This window comes from Streptomyces catenulae, assembly GCF_000718015.1.
In the GTDB taxonomy this organism is placed as follows: Bacteria; Actinomycetota; Actinomycetes; order Streptomycetales; family Streptomycetaceae; genus Streptomyces; species Streptomyces catenulae.
Genome location: NZ_JODY01000030.1, coordinates 56,432 through 70,987 on the forward strand (window position 1 = coordinate 56,432; position 14,556 = coordinate 70,987).

The following is a 14,556-nucleotide window of genomic DNA, read 5'->3' on the forward strand; positions in this document are numbered from 1 at the left end:
CCGCTCCGGGGCCGCCGCGCGCACGTCGGGAGTTCCGGGCACCGCGGGAGGTACCGCTGTGACGTCTGCGAGGTGCCCGTACTGCCTGGCGCCGGAGAGCGGTGGCGGACGACCGGCATGCCTGTGCGCCGTGTCCGCCCCGGACGACTTCGAGCCGCTGCGGTTACGGCCGTACGTGAGGCTGGCCGACCCCGAGGAAGCGGCGCCCGCCCCGGCGTTCCCGCCCGCCGCCCCGCCACCCGCGCCGGACACCGTCGGCAGGCGGCCCCCTGGGGCACCCGCCGGGACCGCGCCGCCCGGGACCACCCCGCCCGGGATCACGCTCCCCGGGACCGCCCGCCCGCCGCTCGCCGTCCTGCCGGATCTGCGCGGGCTGCGGGGTGTCCGCCCGGTGGCACGCGCCGGGGCGGCGCACCGGGCCCGGTCGGGCACCGCGGGGCCGACCTCGCGGACGGTGCGGTGTCCGGAGCCCGGTGCCGAGGCGCCCGCGCCCCCCGGCGCGCGCTCGGGGAAACGCGCCGTCCCGACCGTCCTGGCCATGGCCGGTACCGCGGTGGCGGTGACCGCCGGGCTGCTCGGCGGCGAACCGTTCGCCGACCGCCGCGACCGGGCCACCCCGCCCGCCGACGACACGGCCGTCCCGGCGGCCGAGGACACCGCCCGCGACGACGACCGGGTCCCGGCGGACGTGCTGCCGCCGTCGCGCTCCACCGCCCGCGCCGCCTCCCCCGGCCCGCTCCCGGACGCGGCCGTCTCCACCCCCGGCGCCTGGCACCCGCGCCCCCCGGCCCACGCCACCGCCACCCCGCCCGCCCCGGTCACCCTCCGTGAGGGCACCACCGGCCGCCGGGTGACCGAACTCCAGCTGCGGCTGCGCGAGTTGCGGATCTTCACCGCACCGGTCGACGGCTACTACGGCGCGGGCCTGCGGGACGCGGTGGCCCGCTACCAGGCGCGGTACGGCGTCCCGGACGACCCCCGCGGCGTCTACGGACCCGCCACCCGCGCCTCCCTGGAGTCCCATACGTACGGCCCGTAGGGGGCCCGCTCCGGAGCGCCACCCGGGGCGGGTCCGCACGCCCTCGCGGCCCGCCCCGTGCCGTGACATCGGGCACATCCGGACCGGGCGGCGAGGGGGCGCACGGGTGACGCGCGGGCGCCCCGGGCGTACGCGCGGAGCAGGCAGGACGGGCGCGAGGCCACCGTCACCGGGGGTCCGGGCCGGGGGCCGGGGCGGCGCGGATCCGGGCGTGCACACGGCGTTCACGCGCGGGCCCGCGAACGTTCCGCGGGGGCCGGTTGTCCGCACCCCGACGCGCTTTGTATCGTGTAGGAACAAAGTGGTTCCGCCCGCACTCCCTGACCGGCGGGCGGAGCCGCTTGACCTCTCCCCCGCGGCACCGGGCGCGCAGCGACCCCGCCTGACGGCGTCCTCCGCACTCCTCGTAGCGCCCAGGAGCCCGCTGATGACGGCCACCACCACGCTCACCACCCGCGCCGTGCTGCTGGACATGGACAGCACCCTCGTGAACTCCGAGGCCGTCGTCGAGCGCTGCTGGCTCCGCTGGGCCGACGAGCAGGGGCTGAACGCCGCGGACGTGCTGCGGGTGGTGCACGGCCGTCAGGGCTGGGCCACCATGGCCGCCCTCCTCCCGGACCGCCCGATGACGGAGAACCTCGCGGACAACCGGCGGATGCTGGCGCAGGAGACCGCCGACACCGACGGTGTGGTGCCGGTCCCCGGCGCGCCCGCCTTCATGGCCGCCCTCGCCGGGCTGCCGCACGCCCTGGTGACCTCCGCGGACCGCGCCCTCGCCGACGCCCGGATGGACGCCGCCGGGCTGCCGATGCCCGCCGTGCGGATCACCGCGGAGAGCGTCGGCGCCAGCAAGCCCGACCCGGAAGGGTTCCTGAAGGGCGCCGCGGAGCTGGGGTACGCGCCCGAGGAGTGCGTGGTCTTCGAGGACTCCGAAGCCGGTATCGAGGCGGGGCGCGCGGCCGGGATGCGGGTCGTCGGCGTGGGCGACCGGGCCGCGGCCTTCGGGCCGACGGTGCACGTCCGCGACCTGACCGGCATCCGCGTCGAGGCGCTGCCGGACGGCGGCCTCGCGCTGCACTTCCCCGGGCAGGACGCCGCCGGGGCCTGACCGCTCCGGGGCCTCGCCCCCTGCCCCACCGGGTGGCGCCGTTTCCGGCCGCCACCCGGTGGCGGCTCAGCCGGTGATCGCCTCGTAGAGGCTGAACCCGGCCAGCAGCAGCATCACACCCGCCGCCACCTTGGTGATCAGCTTCAGCGGTACGTGCTTCATCAGCGTGCGACCGCCCAGGATGCCCAGGCCCGCGACGGCCCACAGACCCAGTACGGCGCCGACGCCGACGGAGATCGGGTCGTCGTAGCGCGCCGCGAGGTTGGCGGTCATGATCTGCGTGAGATCGCCGAACTCCGCGACCAGGATCATCATGAAGCCCGCCCCGGAGACCTTCCAGAAGCTCTGGTCGGCGGGCTTCTTCACCTCTTCCTCGCCGTCGTCCTTCTTGAAGATCAGGACGACGGCGCCCGCCAGGAAGAGCACGCCGACCACGCCCTGGACGAGGCGGTGCGGCAGCAGCGTCAGCACACTGCCCGCCGCGATGGCCAGCGCCACATGGACGAGGAACGCCGCGGCGACGCCGACGAAGACGTACGAGGCGCGGTAGCGGGTGCCGAGCATGAGACCGGCCAGGGCGGTCTTGTCGGGCAGCTCCGCCAGGAAGATGACGCCGAAGACGACGGCGGCGACGGTAAGGCTGAACACGGGGTGGGACACCTCGTTCGATCGGGCCGCGCCGAGGGGCCCGTATCCGGGGTCGCTTCGGCACGGCAGCGTCAGGACACTGCGGCCGAAGGTCTCGCTGGCCCGCGGGCGCCGGGATCCGACGGTCACGAGCCTCCGGGCGCCGGCCCGCCACGAGGGCGGGCAGTATGTCGACGGTCCGGCGAAGAGCTACTCCCCTTCTGCTCCGGCCAAGGGTACGGGGTCACCCCGGCCCCACGCGAACCCCACCGTGATCACGGACCTCCGTGGCCCCCACCGCCACCGGCCGGAACCGCCGCGCCCGGGCCGATACGGCACCCGCGGCGATCACGGCACACACGTACCGCCGGACACACCAGTCACACCGGCCACGGCCGGGAGCGGCGAGAACCGACGACCGGCGGACGGCGGACCCCACCGCGAACCCCCGGACCACCGCTGACCAGCGCCGGTGCGCGCGCCCGAGAAGGGGCGCGTGCGCCGGTGCGGTCCAACTCCCTTGCCTCGACACGCACATGGCTCCGCGTCAAGCCCTTGAAGTGACGTGAACATGTCGTCACTCTGTTACCTGGCGCCCGTCCGCCGGCCACCCCAGGCCGCCAGCATGGGCCCATCCGACTCCAACTTCCCCCCACGCCAAGGGAGTTCCGATGCCAAAGGTCTACGCGCGTCGCCTGACGGTCGCCGCGGGCACCGTCCTCGCGCTCGTCGGCACGGTGGCGCTGACCGGCACCACCGCCGAGGCGGCGCCGCCGAGCCCGCCGAGCGCGGCCACCGCCCGCACCTACCTCTCCGAGATCAAGGAGCAGCCCGAGGGTTCGTCCGACGGCTACAGCCGCGACAAGTTCCCGCACTGGATCACCCAGGAGGGCGCCTGCAACACCCGCGAGGTGGTGCTCAAGCGCGACGGCACCGACGTCAAGACGGACGACAAGTGCGCGGCGGTCAGCGGCACCTGGGTCTCGCCGTACGACGACATCAAGACGACGGACGCGTCCAGCTTCGACATCGACCACGTCGTGCCGCTCTCCGAGGCGTGGAAGTCGGGCGCCTCCGCGTGGACGACGGCGCACCGTCAGGACTTCGCCAACGACCTGACCCACTCCCAGCTCGTCGCGGTCAGCGCCACCTCCAACCGGACCAAGGGCGACAAGGACCCGGCCAACTGGCTGCCGCCGAAGACCTCGTACCGCTGCGAGTACGCGCGGATGTGGGTGTGGGTGAAGCACACGTACGAGCTGACCGCGGACTCGGCGGAGAAGGCCAAGCTGAAGGAGATCCTCAGCGGCTGCTGACGCCGCCGGAGATCCGTCGGCCCGGCGCACCGGCGCCCCGACCGACATCCGGACACCCCCTCGATCGCCGCCCGCCTCCCGGAGCCCGCTCCGGGAGGCGGGCTTCCGTGTGTCCGGAATCCGGTGCGGGGGCCGCGCCCCGGTGCGGGGCGCCGGGACATACGGGGGCAGTCGGGGACACAGGGCGCCCGCTGATGGCCGGTGTGCGGATTTGCTGATGTCGGGACCGTTGACGCGTCCGGCCCCGCGCGGATGATTGGTTCAGACCAATCAATTCGGCCAGAGTGACCTTCGGTTAGAGATTGAAGTTGCAAGCACTATTAGGCATGCCTAACCTATGCCTCCATCGGTTGCACGTCCCCTCCGAAACCGTAGGAGTCCCCACATGTCCGCTCCGCTCAATCCCCTCACCCTTCGCCATACCGGCACCGATACCGCGTCGACACCGCTGACCACGCGGTACACCCCGCACGTCCTCGCGCTCTTCCGGATCGTCGTCGGGCTGCTCTTCGCCTGCCACGGGGCGGCCTCGCTCTTCGGCGTGCTCGGCGGCGCGATGGGTCAGGGCGCGACCGTCCCGGCGGGCTCCTGGCCCGGCTGGTACGCCGCCGTCATCCAGTTCGCCGGTGGCCTCCTGGTCCTGCTGGGCCTCGGCACCCGCGCCGCCGCCTTCGTCAGCTCCGGCTCGATGGCGTACGCCTACTTCTCCGTCCACCAGGGCAGCGCCCTGTGGCCGATACAGAACGGCGGCGAGCCGTCCGCGATGTTCTGCTGGGCGTTCCTGCTGATCCTCTTCCTGGGCCCCGGCGCCTGGTCGCTCGACCGCCTCCTCTTCGGCGACCGCGCGCCGCGGACGGACGCCCCGAGGGTGACGGTCTGACCCGGGGCGCGGGCCGTCCGCTCACGGACCGCGCTCCCCGGCCCGTTCCGCACGGCGCCTTCCGGGACGCCCCCCGGGAGGCGCCGTGCCGTACGGGCGCAACGGGACCGAATCCCCCGGGCGAACGTGAAACGAACAACATCTGTCCCCCTGGGACAAAAGCCGCCGCATCCCAGGCGTACGCTGTATAGCCGTAGTGCCGCCCCTGCCGCCCCATGCGACGTCGCGGCGGGGTTCGGACCGGGAGTGGCACGTTGTTGGAAAGCCTGGGGCCTGTCAGCGGCACCCCCTGGGTGTACGCCCTGGTGAGCCTCTCGATCGTGCTCGACGTCTTCGTCCCGTTCCTGCCCAGCGGCGTCCTGGTGATCGCCGCGGCCACCGCGGCGGCGGGCACCCGTACCGCCGCGGGCGCGGTCGGTGCCACCGTCGACGGCGGCACCCCGCTGCTGGAGCTGTTCGGGCTGGTGCTCTGCGCCGCGACCGCCTCCGTCTTCGGCGACATGGTCGCCTACCGGCTCGCCTGGCGCGGCGGCGACCGCTTCGACCGCGCGATCGGCCGCTCCCGCCGACTGACCGCCGCCCAGCAGCGCCTGGGCACCGCCCTCACCCGGGGCGGCGGCGCCATCGTCGTCCTCGCCCGCTTCGCGCCCGCCGGACGTTCGGTGGTCAGCCTGGGCGCCGGGGTGGCCCACCGTACGGTCCGCGAGTTCCTGCCCTGGTCCGCGCTGGCGGGTCTGGCCTGGGCCGGGTACAGCGTCAGCCTCGGCTACTTCGGCGGGCAGTGGCTGGGCGCCTCCTGGATGAGCACCGTGCTCTCCGTCTGCGCCCTCGTCCTCGCCGGGTCGGCGGCGGCGTTCCTGATGCGCCGCCCGGAGCGCCGCGCCTCCGCCTGACCACCGGCCCGAGGGGCATCCGCCACGGCGGACACCCCTCGGCGACCCGTCACGCGCCGGGCTCCGCCTCCCCCGTGGCGGCCGTGGTCTGGCCCGGTACGACGGCGATCGGGCAGAGGGCGTGCAGCAGCACCGCGTGCGCCACCGAACCGAGCCGCCGCCCGAGCGGCAACCGGCGCCGGTGGCGGGCGACGACCACCAGATCGCTCTCCAGCGAGGCGTCCACCAGCATCCCCGCCGCATCGGCGCCGCGCAGCTCCACCTCCACCTCGACCTCCGGGTGGTGGCGGCGGTACGGGTCGAGCACCTTCGTCAGCTGGTCGGCGAGGGCGTCCTCGTACTCCTGCTGGGTGGCCTCGTAGGCGGCGAGGTACTCGAAGGCGGGGGGCATCAGGAGCGGCCAGGTGTAGCCGGAGATGACGCGGAGCCGGGCGCCGCGGCGGCTCGCCTCGGCGAAGGCGAAGCCGATCGCGCCGGGTTCGTCCTCCTCCGCGTCCACGCCGAGGGTGATCTGCGGTGTGCCGAGGCCGAGGCGTTCGCCGTCCGCCCGCCGTCCGCCGCCGCGGTCCGGGCGGGGCACGATGACGACCGGGCAGGCCGCCTGACCCGCGACGGCGAGGCCGTTGGAGCCGAGCAGCAGGCTGGCGAAACCGCCGCGTCCGCGCGAGCCGAGCACCAGCATCCGGGCCTCGGCCCCCAGGGCGGGCAGCGCGCTGTCGGGCAGTCCGCCGATGCTGCGGAACACCGGGTCCGGCTCCCCCTCCGCCGCCTCCCACTCGTCGCGCAGCCGCGCCAGGACCGGGTCACCGCCCGCCTGCCCGGCGGCGGCCCGCTCGGCCGTCGCGTACGGCCAGACGTGGACCACGTGCAGCGGCGCCGCCTGCAACCGCGCCGCCTCCCTGCCCCAGCGCAGCGCCCGCTCGCTGTCGACGGATCCGTCCACCGCGACGATGACCGGAAGGTTGCCCTCCATGCGACTCTCCTTGGATCTGTGGGGTTCTCTCACGGGCGGGAGCCCGTCGAACGCCGGGCGGGAGAGCGGTGTCCGGCACCGCGCGCGGCCCGCCCCGGGAAGCCCGCTCCCCGGCGGCCCGTCCATACGGAAAAGCCCGCCCTGCGATGGTTGAACACCTCCCACGCCCTTCGCCCCTTTACCGCTGTTCTCATCCTGCCCCGGTGACCGCCGCACGGCACGGGACGAAGGTCCCTTCCCTGCCGCCCCGGGGCCCGGACCTCGCACGACGCACCGCGGGCACCGGTACGGCCCGACGGCACCGGGTAGAGTCGGCCGTCATCCGTCCCGCCGCTCCGCCCCCGTGCCCGCGCACGCCGAGGGCGGCCCGGCGCCCCCGGACGGAGCCCCGCCCCGCGGTGGCCGACCGGGGTCCGCACCATCCACACGAGGCACATTCAGGTGAACGCTCCGCCGGTCGTCGCATGGACCGAGGCCGACGAGGCCCGTACCGCCGCATGGCGCTCCGAGAGCGGCGCGCCGCCGCCCCGGCGCATCGCGGTCGCGGACGACCGGATGAAGGCGGACGCCGCCTACAAGCTGGTCTGCGAGGGCACCGCGCTCCTGTGGCGCGGCGACTTCCACAACGCCCGGCAGATGCTGACCGCGTTGGCCCGCCGGATCGACCGCCGCCCGCGCAAGGCGCCGCCCACCGATCCCGCGCTCGCCTTCCACCGCCACCGCGCGGCGCAGAACCAGCGCGCCCGCATCCTGGGCATGCTGCTCGTCCCCCTCGACGCGGAGCTGGCGGTGCCGCTGCCCCGCGCGCCCGACGTCCGCGCGGCGTGCGCCCAGGCGTACGGGGTGCCCCCGGAGTCCGCCGCGCCCGCGACCTCCGTCGTCTCGCTGCGGGAACTCCTCGGCCTCGTCGGGGCGTACGAGTGGCGCCGCAAGGGCGTCGAGATCCCGGCGCTGGGCGGCGACCGCATCCACCCGCACTACGGCGTCTTCTCCCCGGCCCGCGGCGAGTACGTCGACCTGGTCGCCGAGGCGCCGCTGCCCTCCTCGGGGCTGGCCTTCGACATCGGCACCGGTACGGGCGTCCTCGCCACGGTGCTCGCCCGCCGGGGTGTGCGCCGGGTCGTCGCCACCGACCAGGACCCGCGCGCGCTCGCCTGCGCCCGGGAGAACACCGCGCGGCTGGGTGTCGCGGACCGCGTGGAGATCGTCGAGGCCGATCTCTTCCCCGAGGGGCGCGCCCCGCTGGTGGTCTGCAACCCGCCCTGGGTCCCCGCGAAGCCGTCCGCCCCGGTCGAGTACGCCGTGTACGACCCGGGCAGCCGGATGCTGCGCGGCTTCCTCGGCGGTCTGGCGGACCATCTGACGCCGGACGGCGAGGGCTGGCTGATCCTCTCCGACCTGGCGGAACATCTCGGCCTGCGCCCGCGCGAGGAGTTGCTGTCGGCGTTCGGTGCGGCCGGACTGACCGTCGTCGACCGCCATGACATCGCCCCGCGCCACCCCCGGGCGCGCGACGCCGCCGATCCGCTGCACGCGGCGCGGTCGGCGGAGGTCACCTCGCTGTGGCGGCTGAAGGCGCGGACCGACGGGGAGTGAGCGTGCCCCGGGGGTGAGCCGGGCCGGGCCCCTCGGGCACCATGGGACCCACCATGGATCCTCAGCACCTCCTGACGCGCGCCCGTCGGCTCGCCGCCACCGCGACGCCCGGCCACCGGCGGCTGCTCGGCATCGCGGGCCCGCCCGGCGCCGGGAAGTCCACGCTCGCCGCCCAGCTGGTGGACCGGCTGGACGGGCGGGCGGCGCTGGTCCCGATGGACGGGTTCCACCTCGCCACCGCCGAACTGCGCCGCCTGGACCGGCTGGGCCGCAAGGGCGCCCCGGACACCTTCGACCCGGACGGCTACACCGCCCTGCTGGAGCGGCTGCGCCACCCCGTCCCCGGATCGGTGGTCTACGCCCCGGAGTTCGACCGCCGCATCGAGGACCCCGTGGCCGGTGCGCTCCCGGTGCCGCCGGAGGTCCCGCTCGTCATCACCGAGGGCAACTACCTCCTCCTGGACACGCCCCCGTGGCGGCGCGTCCGCGCGCTGCTGGACGAGGTCTGGTACGTCGACCTGGCCGGTGCGGAGCGGGTACGGCGGCTGATCGCGCGTCATGAGCGGTTCGGCACCGCGCGCGAGGCGGCGGAGCACTTCGTCCACACCTCGGACGAGGCCAACGCCCGTCTGGTGGCGGCCGGTCGCGCCCGCGCCGACCTCGTCGTGGCGTTCGCCCCCGACGCCGCGCCGCGCCCGTCCGGCGACGGCTGACCCCGGCGGTCCGGCCACCGGTCGGGAGAATCCGGCACTCGGCGGACGATCCGGACGTTGCCCCGGAGGGAGCGGACGCACGGCCCGCGCCCCACCTCGTACGACACGGTTCACGAAGGACGGACGGAGCATGATCCAGGGCATCAGCGCATGGAGCGACGTCGAGAACGGCACGGTGCCGATCGACGACGGCGAGCTGTTCTACGAAGCCGCCGGTACCGGCCCCGCCGTGGTGCTGCTGCACGGCGCGCTGCTCGACCAGCGCATGTGGGACGAGCAGTTCATCTGGCTCGTCAACTCCGGCCACCGCGTGATCCGGTACGACCTGCGGGGCCACGGCCTCTCCTCGACGGCGACCGGCGACTTCGCCCACCACGACGATCTGCGGGCGCTGCTCGACGCGCTCGCGGTGGAGCGCGCCGTCCTGGTCGGCCTCTCGCACGGTTCCCGGGTGGCCCTCGATGCGGCGCTGGTCCACCCGGAGCGGGTCGCGGCGCTGGTCCTCGCCTCACCGGGCGTCAGCGGACGCCCCTTCACCGACCCGTTCCTCCTCGGCCACCTGCGGGAACAGGCCGCCGCGAGCGGTGAGGAGGACGGCGTCGAGCGGTACGTCGAACACTTCCTGCGGGCCTGGGTGGACGGCCCGCACCGGGCGCCGGAAGCGGTCCACCCCGGGCTGCGCGAGCGGCTGCGCGCCGCCGCCGAGGCCAATGTCGAGGTGCACGCCGAGGGCACCGGGATGCCGCTGGAGGCGGGTGCCGCCGAGCGCCTCGGCGAGCTGCGCGTCCCCACCCTCGTCCTCGACGGCGACCTCGACAGCCGCGACATCTCCGCCAACGCCCACGCGGTCACCCTCGCGGTGCCGGGCGCGCAGCGGGTGCGGATACCCGGCGCCGGACACATGGTCAACCTGGAGAACGTGGCCCACTTCGACCACGCCCTCCACAGCTTCCTCCTGTCCCTGCACCGCTGAGCGGGCGCGGCTAGGTGGCCTGACCGGCGCCCGCGCCCGTCTCCCGGTCCGGCCCCCAGCGGGCCAGCGCGGCGGCGAGGTCGAGCGGGCGCAGCCGGTCCGGTTCGTCCGGACCCGGCCAGTCCTCGCGGGGCACCCGCCACATGACCTCGAACTCGTTGCCGTCCGGGTCCTTGGCGTACAGCGACTTCGACACCAGGTGATCGCTCTCGCCGACCAGCGCACCGCGCGCGGCCAGCAGCTCCCGGGCGGCGACCAGCTCCCGGAGCGTGCCGACCTCCCAGGCCAGGTGGTACAGCCCGACCCGCCCCGCCTCGGGCCCCGGTGCGTCCGCGCCGATGGCGAACAGCCCCAGATCGTGGTCGTTCAGGGAGTCCGCCGCCCGGAGGAACGCCACCCGGCCGGGCACCTCCTCGACCGGCGTGAGCCCCAGCGCCTCCCGGTAGAACGCCACGGACACCGCGACGTCCCGTACGTACAGCACCGCATGGTTCAGCCTGCGCACCGACACCGGACCCACCTTCCTCTCCGCACCGGCGGCCACGTCAGTTGCGCACCAGCAGCACGATCCCGGCGAGCACCACACCCAGGATCAGGGCGAGGGCGCCGTACCGCAGCCGGTGCGCGCGGAGCACGGGGACCCAGCGGTCGAGGGCGTAGCGCCCGGGCCCGGTCAGCGCGAGGGCGGCCGCGCCGAAGGTCAGCAGCAGCTCGTACTCGACGCCCTTGGGCGCGAAGAAACCGCCGCCCCACTTGACGGCCAGCGCGTTGATCATCGTCCCGACGACGGCGGCGGCGGCCAGCGGCGTGCACAACCCGACGACCAGCCCGAGCCCGCCCAGCACCTCGCTGAGCCCCGCGACCACGGCCATGGTGTGCCCGGCCGGGTAGCCGCTCATCGTGAAGAACTGCCCGGTGCCGTCCAGCCCCGGTCCGTCGAACCAGCCGAACAGCTTCTGCGCCCCGTGCGCGGCCATCGTCAACCCGATGACCAGCCGCAGCACGAGCAGGCCCGCGGCGTAGCCGTGCGGGGACGAGTCGGGGTGTTCCGGCGCACCGGCGCGCGCCGTGGGGACGGTTCCGAGGGGGGTGGTCATGACGATCCGCTCTTTCGGACGGGGACACGGAAAGATTTACTTGAAACTTCAAGCCATCCCCTCCGACGATACACAGCGGGGCCTGCGGCGACAAACGATCCGGCGTAACGGGGCGGGCGGGCGATCGGGCCCCTGCGCATGTGGGCGGGGGGGGCGGTCGGCAGCGGGGAAGCTCCCTGGGCCCGCCGACGCCCGGCGCCGCCGATGCCGCCGGTGCCGCCCTCAGCCCGTCGGACCGGCGCCCCCGGCCACCCCGGCTGCACCCACTGACACGATGCCCCCATGGCTGACCTGACACGCACCGCGGAGACCGTCGCGTACTACCGCGCACTCGACGAACACGCCACCGCGCGCCACCACTTCCGCCACGCCGACGAGGACGGCGGCCTCTGGCACTTCGAAGCCGTCCACGACCGGGGCGAGTTGGTCGTCATCAAGCAGGCCGAACTGACTCCCACCGGCCAACTCCACCGCTACGACTGGCAGCACCTGGAGGACGACCACGGCTTCCTCACGGACCAACCGATCGACCTCGAAGCCGACCCGGTGGAGGCCATACCGGCTGAGGAGTTCCAGCGGGTGTGGACCCGGTGAACCCGCTGAGCAACCGCTCCAGAAGGCAAGGTGCACAGCCCGCCTGAACCGGTGGATGCAGTGCGGCACCCATGACCGTCGGCTCGACGACCGCGAAGGGGCGCGCCGAACATCCTCTGCAAACCTCTGCGAAGAACCTCCGACCGAGAGGCGGTCGGGCCCGAGAGACAGTCCGGCCCGGGAGGCAGTCCGGCCCGGGAGGCAGTCCGGCCCGGGAGGCAGTCCGGCCCGGGAGGCAGTCAGTCAGTCGGCCGCACCTCAGCGGCCCACTCCTTCCGGGACAACAGCCCCCACCCGCCGATCAAGGTCAGAACGGCGATCACGGCGAAGAACACACCACCGAGCCCGAAGAGCACGCGCTGCCACCACACCCAGCCCAACCCGGGCACCACCGCGTTCCCGATCATGCCCGGCCCGCCGAGCAGGACGAAGAAGAGCCCACGGGCATCCCACGACCAGATCGAGGCCCGCCGCCCGTCCTTCCCGTACGGCAGCACCCTCCGCGCCACCCGCACGGCACACCGCCCGAAGGCACCGCCACCCCACTTCCCCCGCATCACACCCGCCCCCCGTCACTCCCCGCGACTGACATCCCAACCCTCTTCAGACACACTCCAGAGCCCGCCCCCTGGAAGCCGAGCCCCCTGAACACCGAAGACCCCCGCCACAATCGGCGAGGGGCCTTCGGACCGGTGGGCACAGACGGATTCGAACCGCCGACATCTGCTTTGTAAGAGCAGCGCTCTACCGCTGAGCTATGCGCCCTGGTCGAGGCGACAGACTACCTTGCCGTACGGGCCGAACTGCAAGCCAGTGGGGTTCTCGCGAACTTACCGGTCGGTGTGTTCGTTTCTCCCGGGTGGGAGAATGGCAGCCGGTTCCGGGGCGATCCGATCGGGAGAGGGATGTGACGGCGACAGACACGCAGCCGTACGAGCAGCGAGCACGCCGTCGGGCCCGTGGGGGGCCGTTGCGGGAGGCGGTGGCGTTGGTGTTGCTGCCGTTGCCGTTGCTGGTCGCGGTGGTTCCGGCGGCGTTCGCCGGGGGCGGTACGCGGCGGTGGTTCGGGCGCGGGGACGGGCAGCGGGCCGAGGCGCAGGCGGCGAAGGACGCGGCCGCGGCGGCGTTCTACGAGCTGGACACCGCGCAGCGGGATCTGCGGATCTCGATCGAGACGATCACCGCGGTCGACAACTCGCCGCGGGCGCGTCGGGCGGCCGAGGATTATCAAGGGTTCATCCGGCGGATCGACGAGGTCAGCCAGGGGTACATCACCGCCGTCGACGCCCATGACCTGGACCGCGACGATCTGGACGGTGCGGCCGCCGGGCGGGCGCGGGCCGATCTGACGCGGGCCAGGGAGGAGCTGGAGCGCACCAAGGCGGATCTGGACCGTTTCGGGCAGGGGCTGGGTCCGCTGCTGGCGGCCGCGGAGACGCAGCTGGCGCGGCTGGCGCCCGCCGTGGAGCGGGCCCGGCAGGCGCTGCTCGCGGCGAGCAACGCGCTGGACGCCGTACGCGCCAAGGGGCTGAAGGCCGACGAGCTGGCGGCCCGGCTGGCGGGGCTCGCGCCGGAGCTGACCAAGCTCAACGAGGGCGCGGGGCGGCACGGCGTACAGGAGACGATCCGGCGGGCCGACGAGGTGCTGCGTCAGGCGGAGGCGCTGCGGGCGGAGGCCGAGCAGCTGCCGGAGCGGGCGGCGGAGATCGACAAGCGGCTGGTGTCGCTGCGTACCCGCGCGCAGGCGATCTCGACGCGTGCCGGGCAGGTCGATCCGGTGCTGAGCGAGTTGCGGCGGCGGTACAGCGCGGCGTGCTGGCAGGACCTCCAGCGCGTCCCCGAGCAGGCGGCGGATTCCGTGGCGCAGGCGGAGACGGAGCTGCGCGAGGCCCAGCAGGCGCGGGACGAGCAGCGGTGGGCGGACGCGACGAGCCGGTTGGCGACGGTCCGGGCGTTGCTGGACACCACGAACGAGGCGGTGTCGGCGGCGGGTGACCGGTTGCAGCGGCTCGACGCGGTCTCCTTCGACCGGCAGCAGGAGGTCGACCGGACGCGGTTCGCGGTCCGCGACGCCCAGCGGCTGGCGATGACCGGCCGCAGCACGCCCGACCCGCGCCATGCGCGCCCGCTGGACGACGCGGTCGCCCGGCTGGACCGCGCGGTCGACGGCTTGGAGGGCCGTCACCCCGACTGGTGGCACTTCCTGACCGAGACGGAGGCGGTCCGCGAGACCGCCGCCCGGGTCGTCCGCGAGATCCGCGAGGAGCGGGGCGGGGGCTGAGCGGCGGCTGCGGGAAGCCCGGTGGCATGCCTTCCGGGACCCGCGGCGGCCGAACCGCCTCATCGCCGGGCCCGATGGTGAGGGGCCCTGGCCGCCAGCGGCCCTGGTGACCAGGGGACGGGATGCCTCCGGGGCCCGGCGACGGCGTACTGCCCGGACCCGGAATCGGCGTACTGCCCGGGCCCGGCGACGACGTACCGCCCAAGCCGGACCACGGCACACCGCCCGCCCCCGGCACCGGCGCATCACTCGCCGCCGCACGCCCACACCGCCCCACGGCCGGTGCCCGGTGCCCGGCGCCCAGCACCCGCCCCGCGAGACCCGCCCCGTGGTCCCCCGGCCGACATGCCCCCTCGCCCAGGCCGGACGGCTGGCCGCCTTCGCCCAGGCCGGACGGCTGGCCGCCTTCGCCCAGGCCGGACGGCTGGCCGCCCGGCCGCCCCCTCCCCTACCTCCCGGTACCCGT

The 14,556-nt window shown here is 74.7% G+C and carries 15 protein-coding genes and 1 tRNA gene; 10 read left to right on the forward strand and 6 right to left on the reverse strand.

Annotation, left to right across the window (positions count from 1 at the left end; all coding sequences use genetic code 11):
• Positions 1–58 precede the first annotated feature (58 nt).
• A complete protein-coding gene (locus IF23_RS31575; protein WP_157848067.1) occupies positions 59–1,039 on the forward strand; it encodes a peptidoglycan-binding domain-containing protein in 981 nt (326 codons plus the stop codon).
• Positions 1,040–1,466: 427 nt separating this feature from the next.
• Positions 1,467–2,147, forward strand: coding sequence for an HAD-IA family hydrolase (locus IF23_RS0123190; protein WP_030286729.1), 681 nt, complete (start codon positions 1,467–1,469; stop codon positions 2,145–2,147).
• Between the two features lie 66 nt (positions 2,148–2,213).
• Here IF23_RS0123190 and IF23_RS0123195 read toward each other — a convergent pair whose 3' ends face one another.
• Positions 2,214–2,795, reverse strand: a complete 582-nt coding sequence (locus tag IF23_RS0123195) for a TMEM165/GDT1 family protein (protein WP_030286731.1) — start codon at positions 2,793–2,795, stop codon at positions 2,214–2,216.
• 650 nt (positions 2,796–3,445) lie between these two features.
• Between IF23_RS0123195 and IF23_RS0123200 the strand changes: the two genes are divergently transcribed.
• The 3 genes from IF23_RS0123200 to IF23_RS0123210 all read left to right on the forward strand — a co-directional run bounded on the left by IF23_RS0123200 (position 3,446) and on the right by IF23_RS0123210 (position 5,863).
• Positions 3,446–4,090, forward strand: a complete 645-nt coding sequence (locus IF23_RS0123200; protein ID WP_030286733.1) for an HNH endonuclease family protein — start codon at positions 3,446–3,448, stop codon at positions 4,088–4,090.
• 385 nt (positions 4,091–4,475) lie between these two features.
• Positions 4,476–4,970 carry a DoxX family protein gene (locus tag IF23_RS0123205; RefSeq protein ID WP_078654192.1) on the forward strand — a complete coding sequence of 165 codons (495 nt, stop codon included), beginning with the start codon at positions 4,476–4,478 and terminating at the stop codon, positions 4,968–4,970.
• A gap of 254 nt (positions 4,971–5,224) precedes the next feature.
• Positions 5,225–5,863, forward strand: a complete 639-nt coding sequence (locus tag IF23_RS0123210; protein ID WP_030286737.1) for a DedA family protein — start codon at positions 5,225–5,227, stop codon at positions 5,861–5,863.
• 49 nt (positions 5,864–5,912) lie between these two features.
• On the opposite strand, the gene IF23_RS0123215 is transcribed toward IF23_RS0123210, so the two are convergent.
• Positions 5,913–6,836, reverse strand: coding sequence for a universal stress protein (locus IF23_RS0123215; RefSeq protein WP_037679376.1), 924 nt, complete (start codon positions 6,834–6,836; stop codon positions 5,913–5,915).
• A 441-nt stretch (positions 6,837–7,277) separates the two neighbouring features.
• Here IF23_RS0123215 and IF23_RS0123220 point away from each other — a divergent pair, with 441 nt between their 5' ends.
• The 3 genes from IF23_RS0123220 (at position 7,278) to IF23_RS0123230 (ending at position 10,118) form a co-directional block, all read left to right on the forward strand.
• Entirely contained in the window at positions 7,278–8,432 is a 1,155-nt protein-coding gene (locus tag IF23_RS0123220; RefSeq protein WP_030286739.1) for a methyltransferase, read from the forward strand.
• A gap of 53 nt (positions 8,433–8,485) precedes the next feature.
• Positions 8,486–9,145 (forward strand): nucleoside/nucleotide kinase family protein, encoded by a 660-nt coding sequence (locus IF23_RS0123225; RefSeq protein ID WP_030286740.1) that lies wholly within the window; start codon positions 8,486–8,488, stop codon positions 9,143–9,145.
• 130 nt (positions 9,146–9,275) lie between these two features.
• Positions 9,276–10,118 (forward strand): alpha/beta fold hydrolase, encoded by an 843-nt coding sequence (locus IF23_RS0123230; protein ID WP_030286741.1) that lies wholly within the window; start codon positions 9,276–9,278, stop codon positions 10,116–10,118.
• A gap of 10 nt (positions 10,119–10,128) precedes the next feature.
• Here IF23_RS0123230 and IF23_RS0123235 read toward each other — a convergent pair whose 3' ends face one another.
• Together IF23_RS0123235 and IF23_RS0123240 are read right to left on the reverse strand one after the other, a co-directional pair.
• Positions 10,129–10,629 carry a VOC family protein gene (locus tag IF23_RS0123235; protein WP_030286742.1) on the reverse strand — a complete coding sequence of 167 codons (501 nt, stop codon included), beginning with the start codon at positions 10,627–10,629 and terminating at the stop codon, positions 10,129–10,131.
• 34 nt (positions 10,630–10,663) lie between these two features.
• A complete protein-coding gene (locus tag IF23_RS0123240; protein WP_030286744.1) occupies positions 10,664–11,215 on the reverse strand; it encodes a DoxX family protein in 552 nt (183 codons plus the stop codon).
• 282 nt (positions 11,216–11,497) lie between these two features.
• Here IF23_RS0123240 and IF23_RS0123245 point away from each other — a divergent pair, with 282 nt between their 5' ends.
• Positions 11,498–11,809 (forward strand): hypothetical protein, encoded by a 312-nt coding sequence (locus IF23_RS0123245; protein WP_030286746.1) that lies wholly within the window; start codon positions 11,498–11,500, stop codon positions 11,807–11,809.
• A 239-nt stretch (positions 11,810–12,048) separates the two neighbouring features.
• On the opposite strand, the gene IF23_RS0123250 is transcribed toward IF23_RS0123245, so the two are convergent.
• Together IF23_RS0123250 and IF23_RS0123255 are read right to left on the reverse strand one after the other, a co-directional pair.
• Entirely contained in the window at positions 12,049–12,318 is a 270-nt protein-coding gene (locus tag IF23_RS0123250) for a hypothetical protein (protein ID WP_157848068.1), read from the reverse strand.
• A gap of 184 nt (positions 12,319–12,502) precedes the next feature.
• A tRNA-Val gene (locus IF23_RS0123255) sits at positions 12,503–12,574 on the reverse strand.
• Positions 12,575–12,716: 142 nt separating this feature from the next.
• Here IF23_RS0123255 and IF23_RS0123260 point away from each other — a divergent pair.
• On the forward strand, positions 12,717–14,090 hold the full coding sequence (locus IF23_RS0123260; RefSeq protein ID WP_037679378.1) for a coiled-coil domain-containing protein: 1,374 nt from the start codon (positions 12,717–12,719) through the stop codon (positions 14,088–14,090).
• Positions 14,091–14,556: the final 466 nt, after the last annotated feature.

What these genes read in the sequence shown, in the direction of transcription:
- IF23_RS0123200 (WP_030286733.1), top strand. Translation starts at nt 3,446, where the DNA reads ATGCCAAAGGTCTACGCGCGTCGCCTGACGGTCGCCGCGGGCACCGTC.
- IF23_RS0123225 (WP_030286740.1), top strand. Translation starts at nt 8,486, where the DNA reads ATGGATCCTCAGCACCTCCTGACGCGCGCCCGTCGGCTCGCCGCCACC.
- IF23_RS0123240 (WP_030286744.1), bottom strand. Translation starts at nt 11,215, where the DNA reads ATGACCACCCCCCTCGGAACCGTCCCCACGGCGCGCGCCGGTGCGCCG.
- IF23_RS0123245 (WP_030286746.1), top strand. Translation starts at nt 11,498, where the DNA reads ATGGCTGACCTGACACGCACCGCGGAGACCGTCGCGTACTACCGCGCA.
- IF23_RS0123215 (WP_037679376.1), bottom strand. Translation starts at nt 6,836, where the DNA reads ATGGAGGGCAACCTTCCGGTCATCGTCGCGGTGGACGGATCCGTCGAC.
- IF23_RS0123205 (WP_078654192.1), top strand. Translation starts at nt 4,476, where the DNA reads ATGTCCGCTCCGCTCAATCCCCTCACCCTTCGCCATACCGGCACCGAT.
- IF23_RS0123190 (WP_030286729.1), top strand. Translation starts at nt 1,467, where the DNA reads ATGACGGCCACCACCACGCTCACCACCCGCGCCGTGCTGCTGGACATG.
- IF23_RS0123230 (WP_030286741.1), top strand. Translation starts at nt 9,276, where the DNA reads ATGATCCAGGGCATCAGCGCATGGAGCGACGTCGAGAACGGCACGGTG.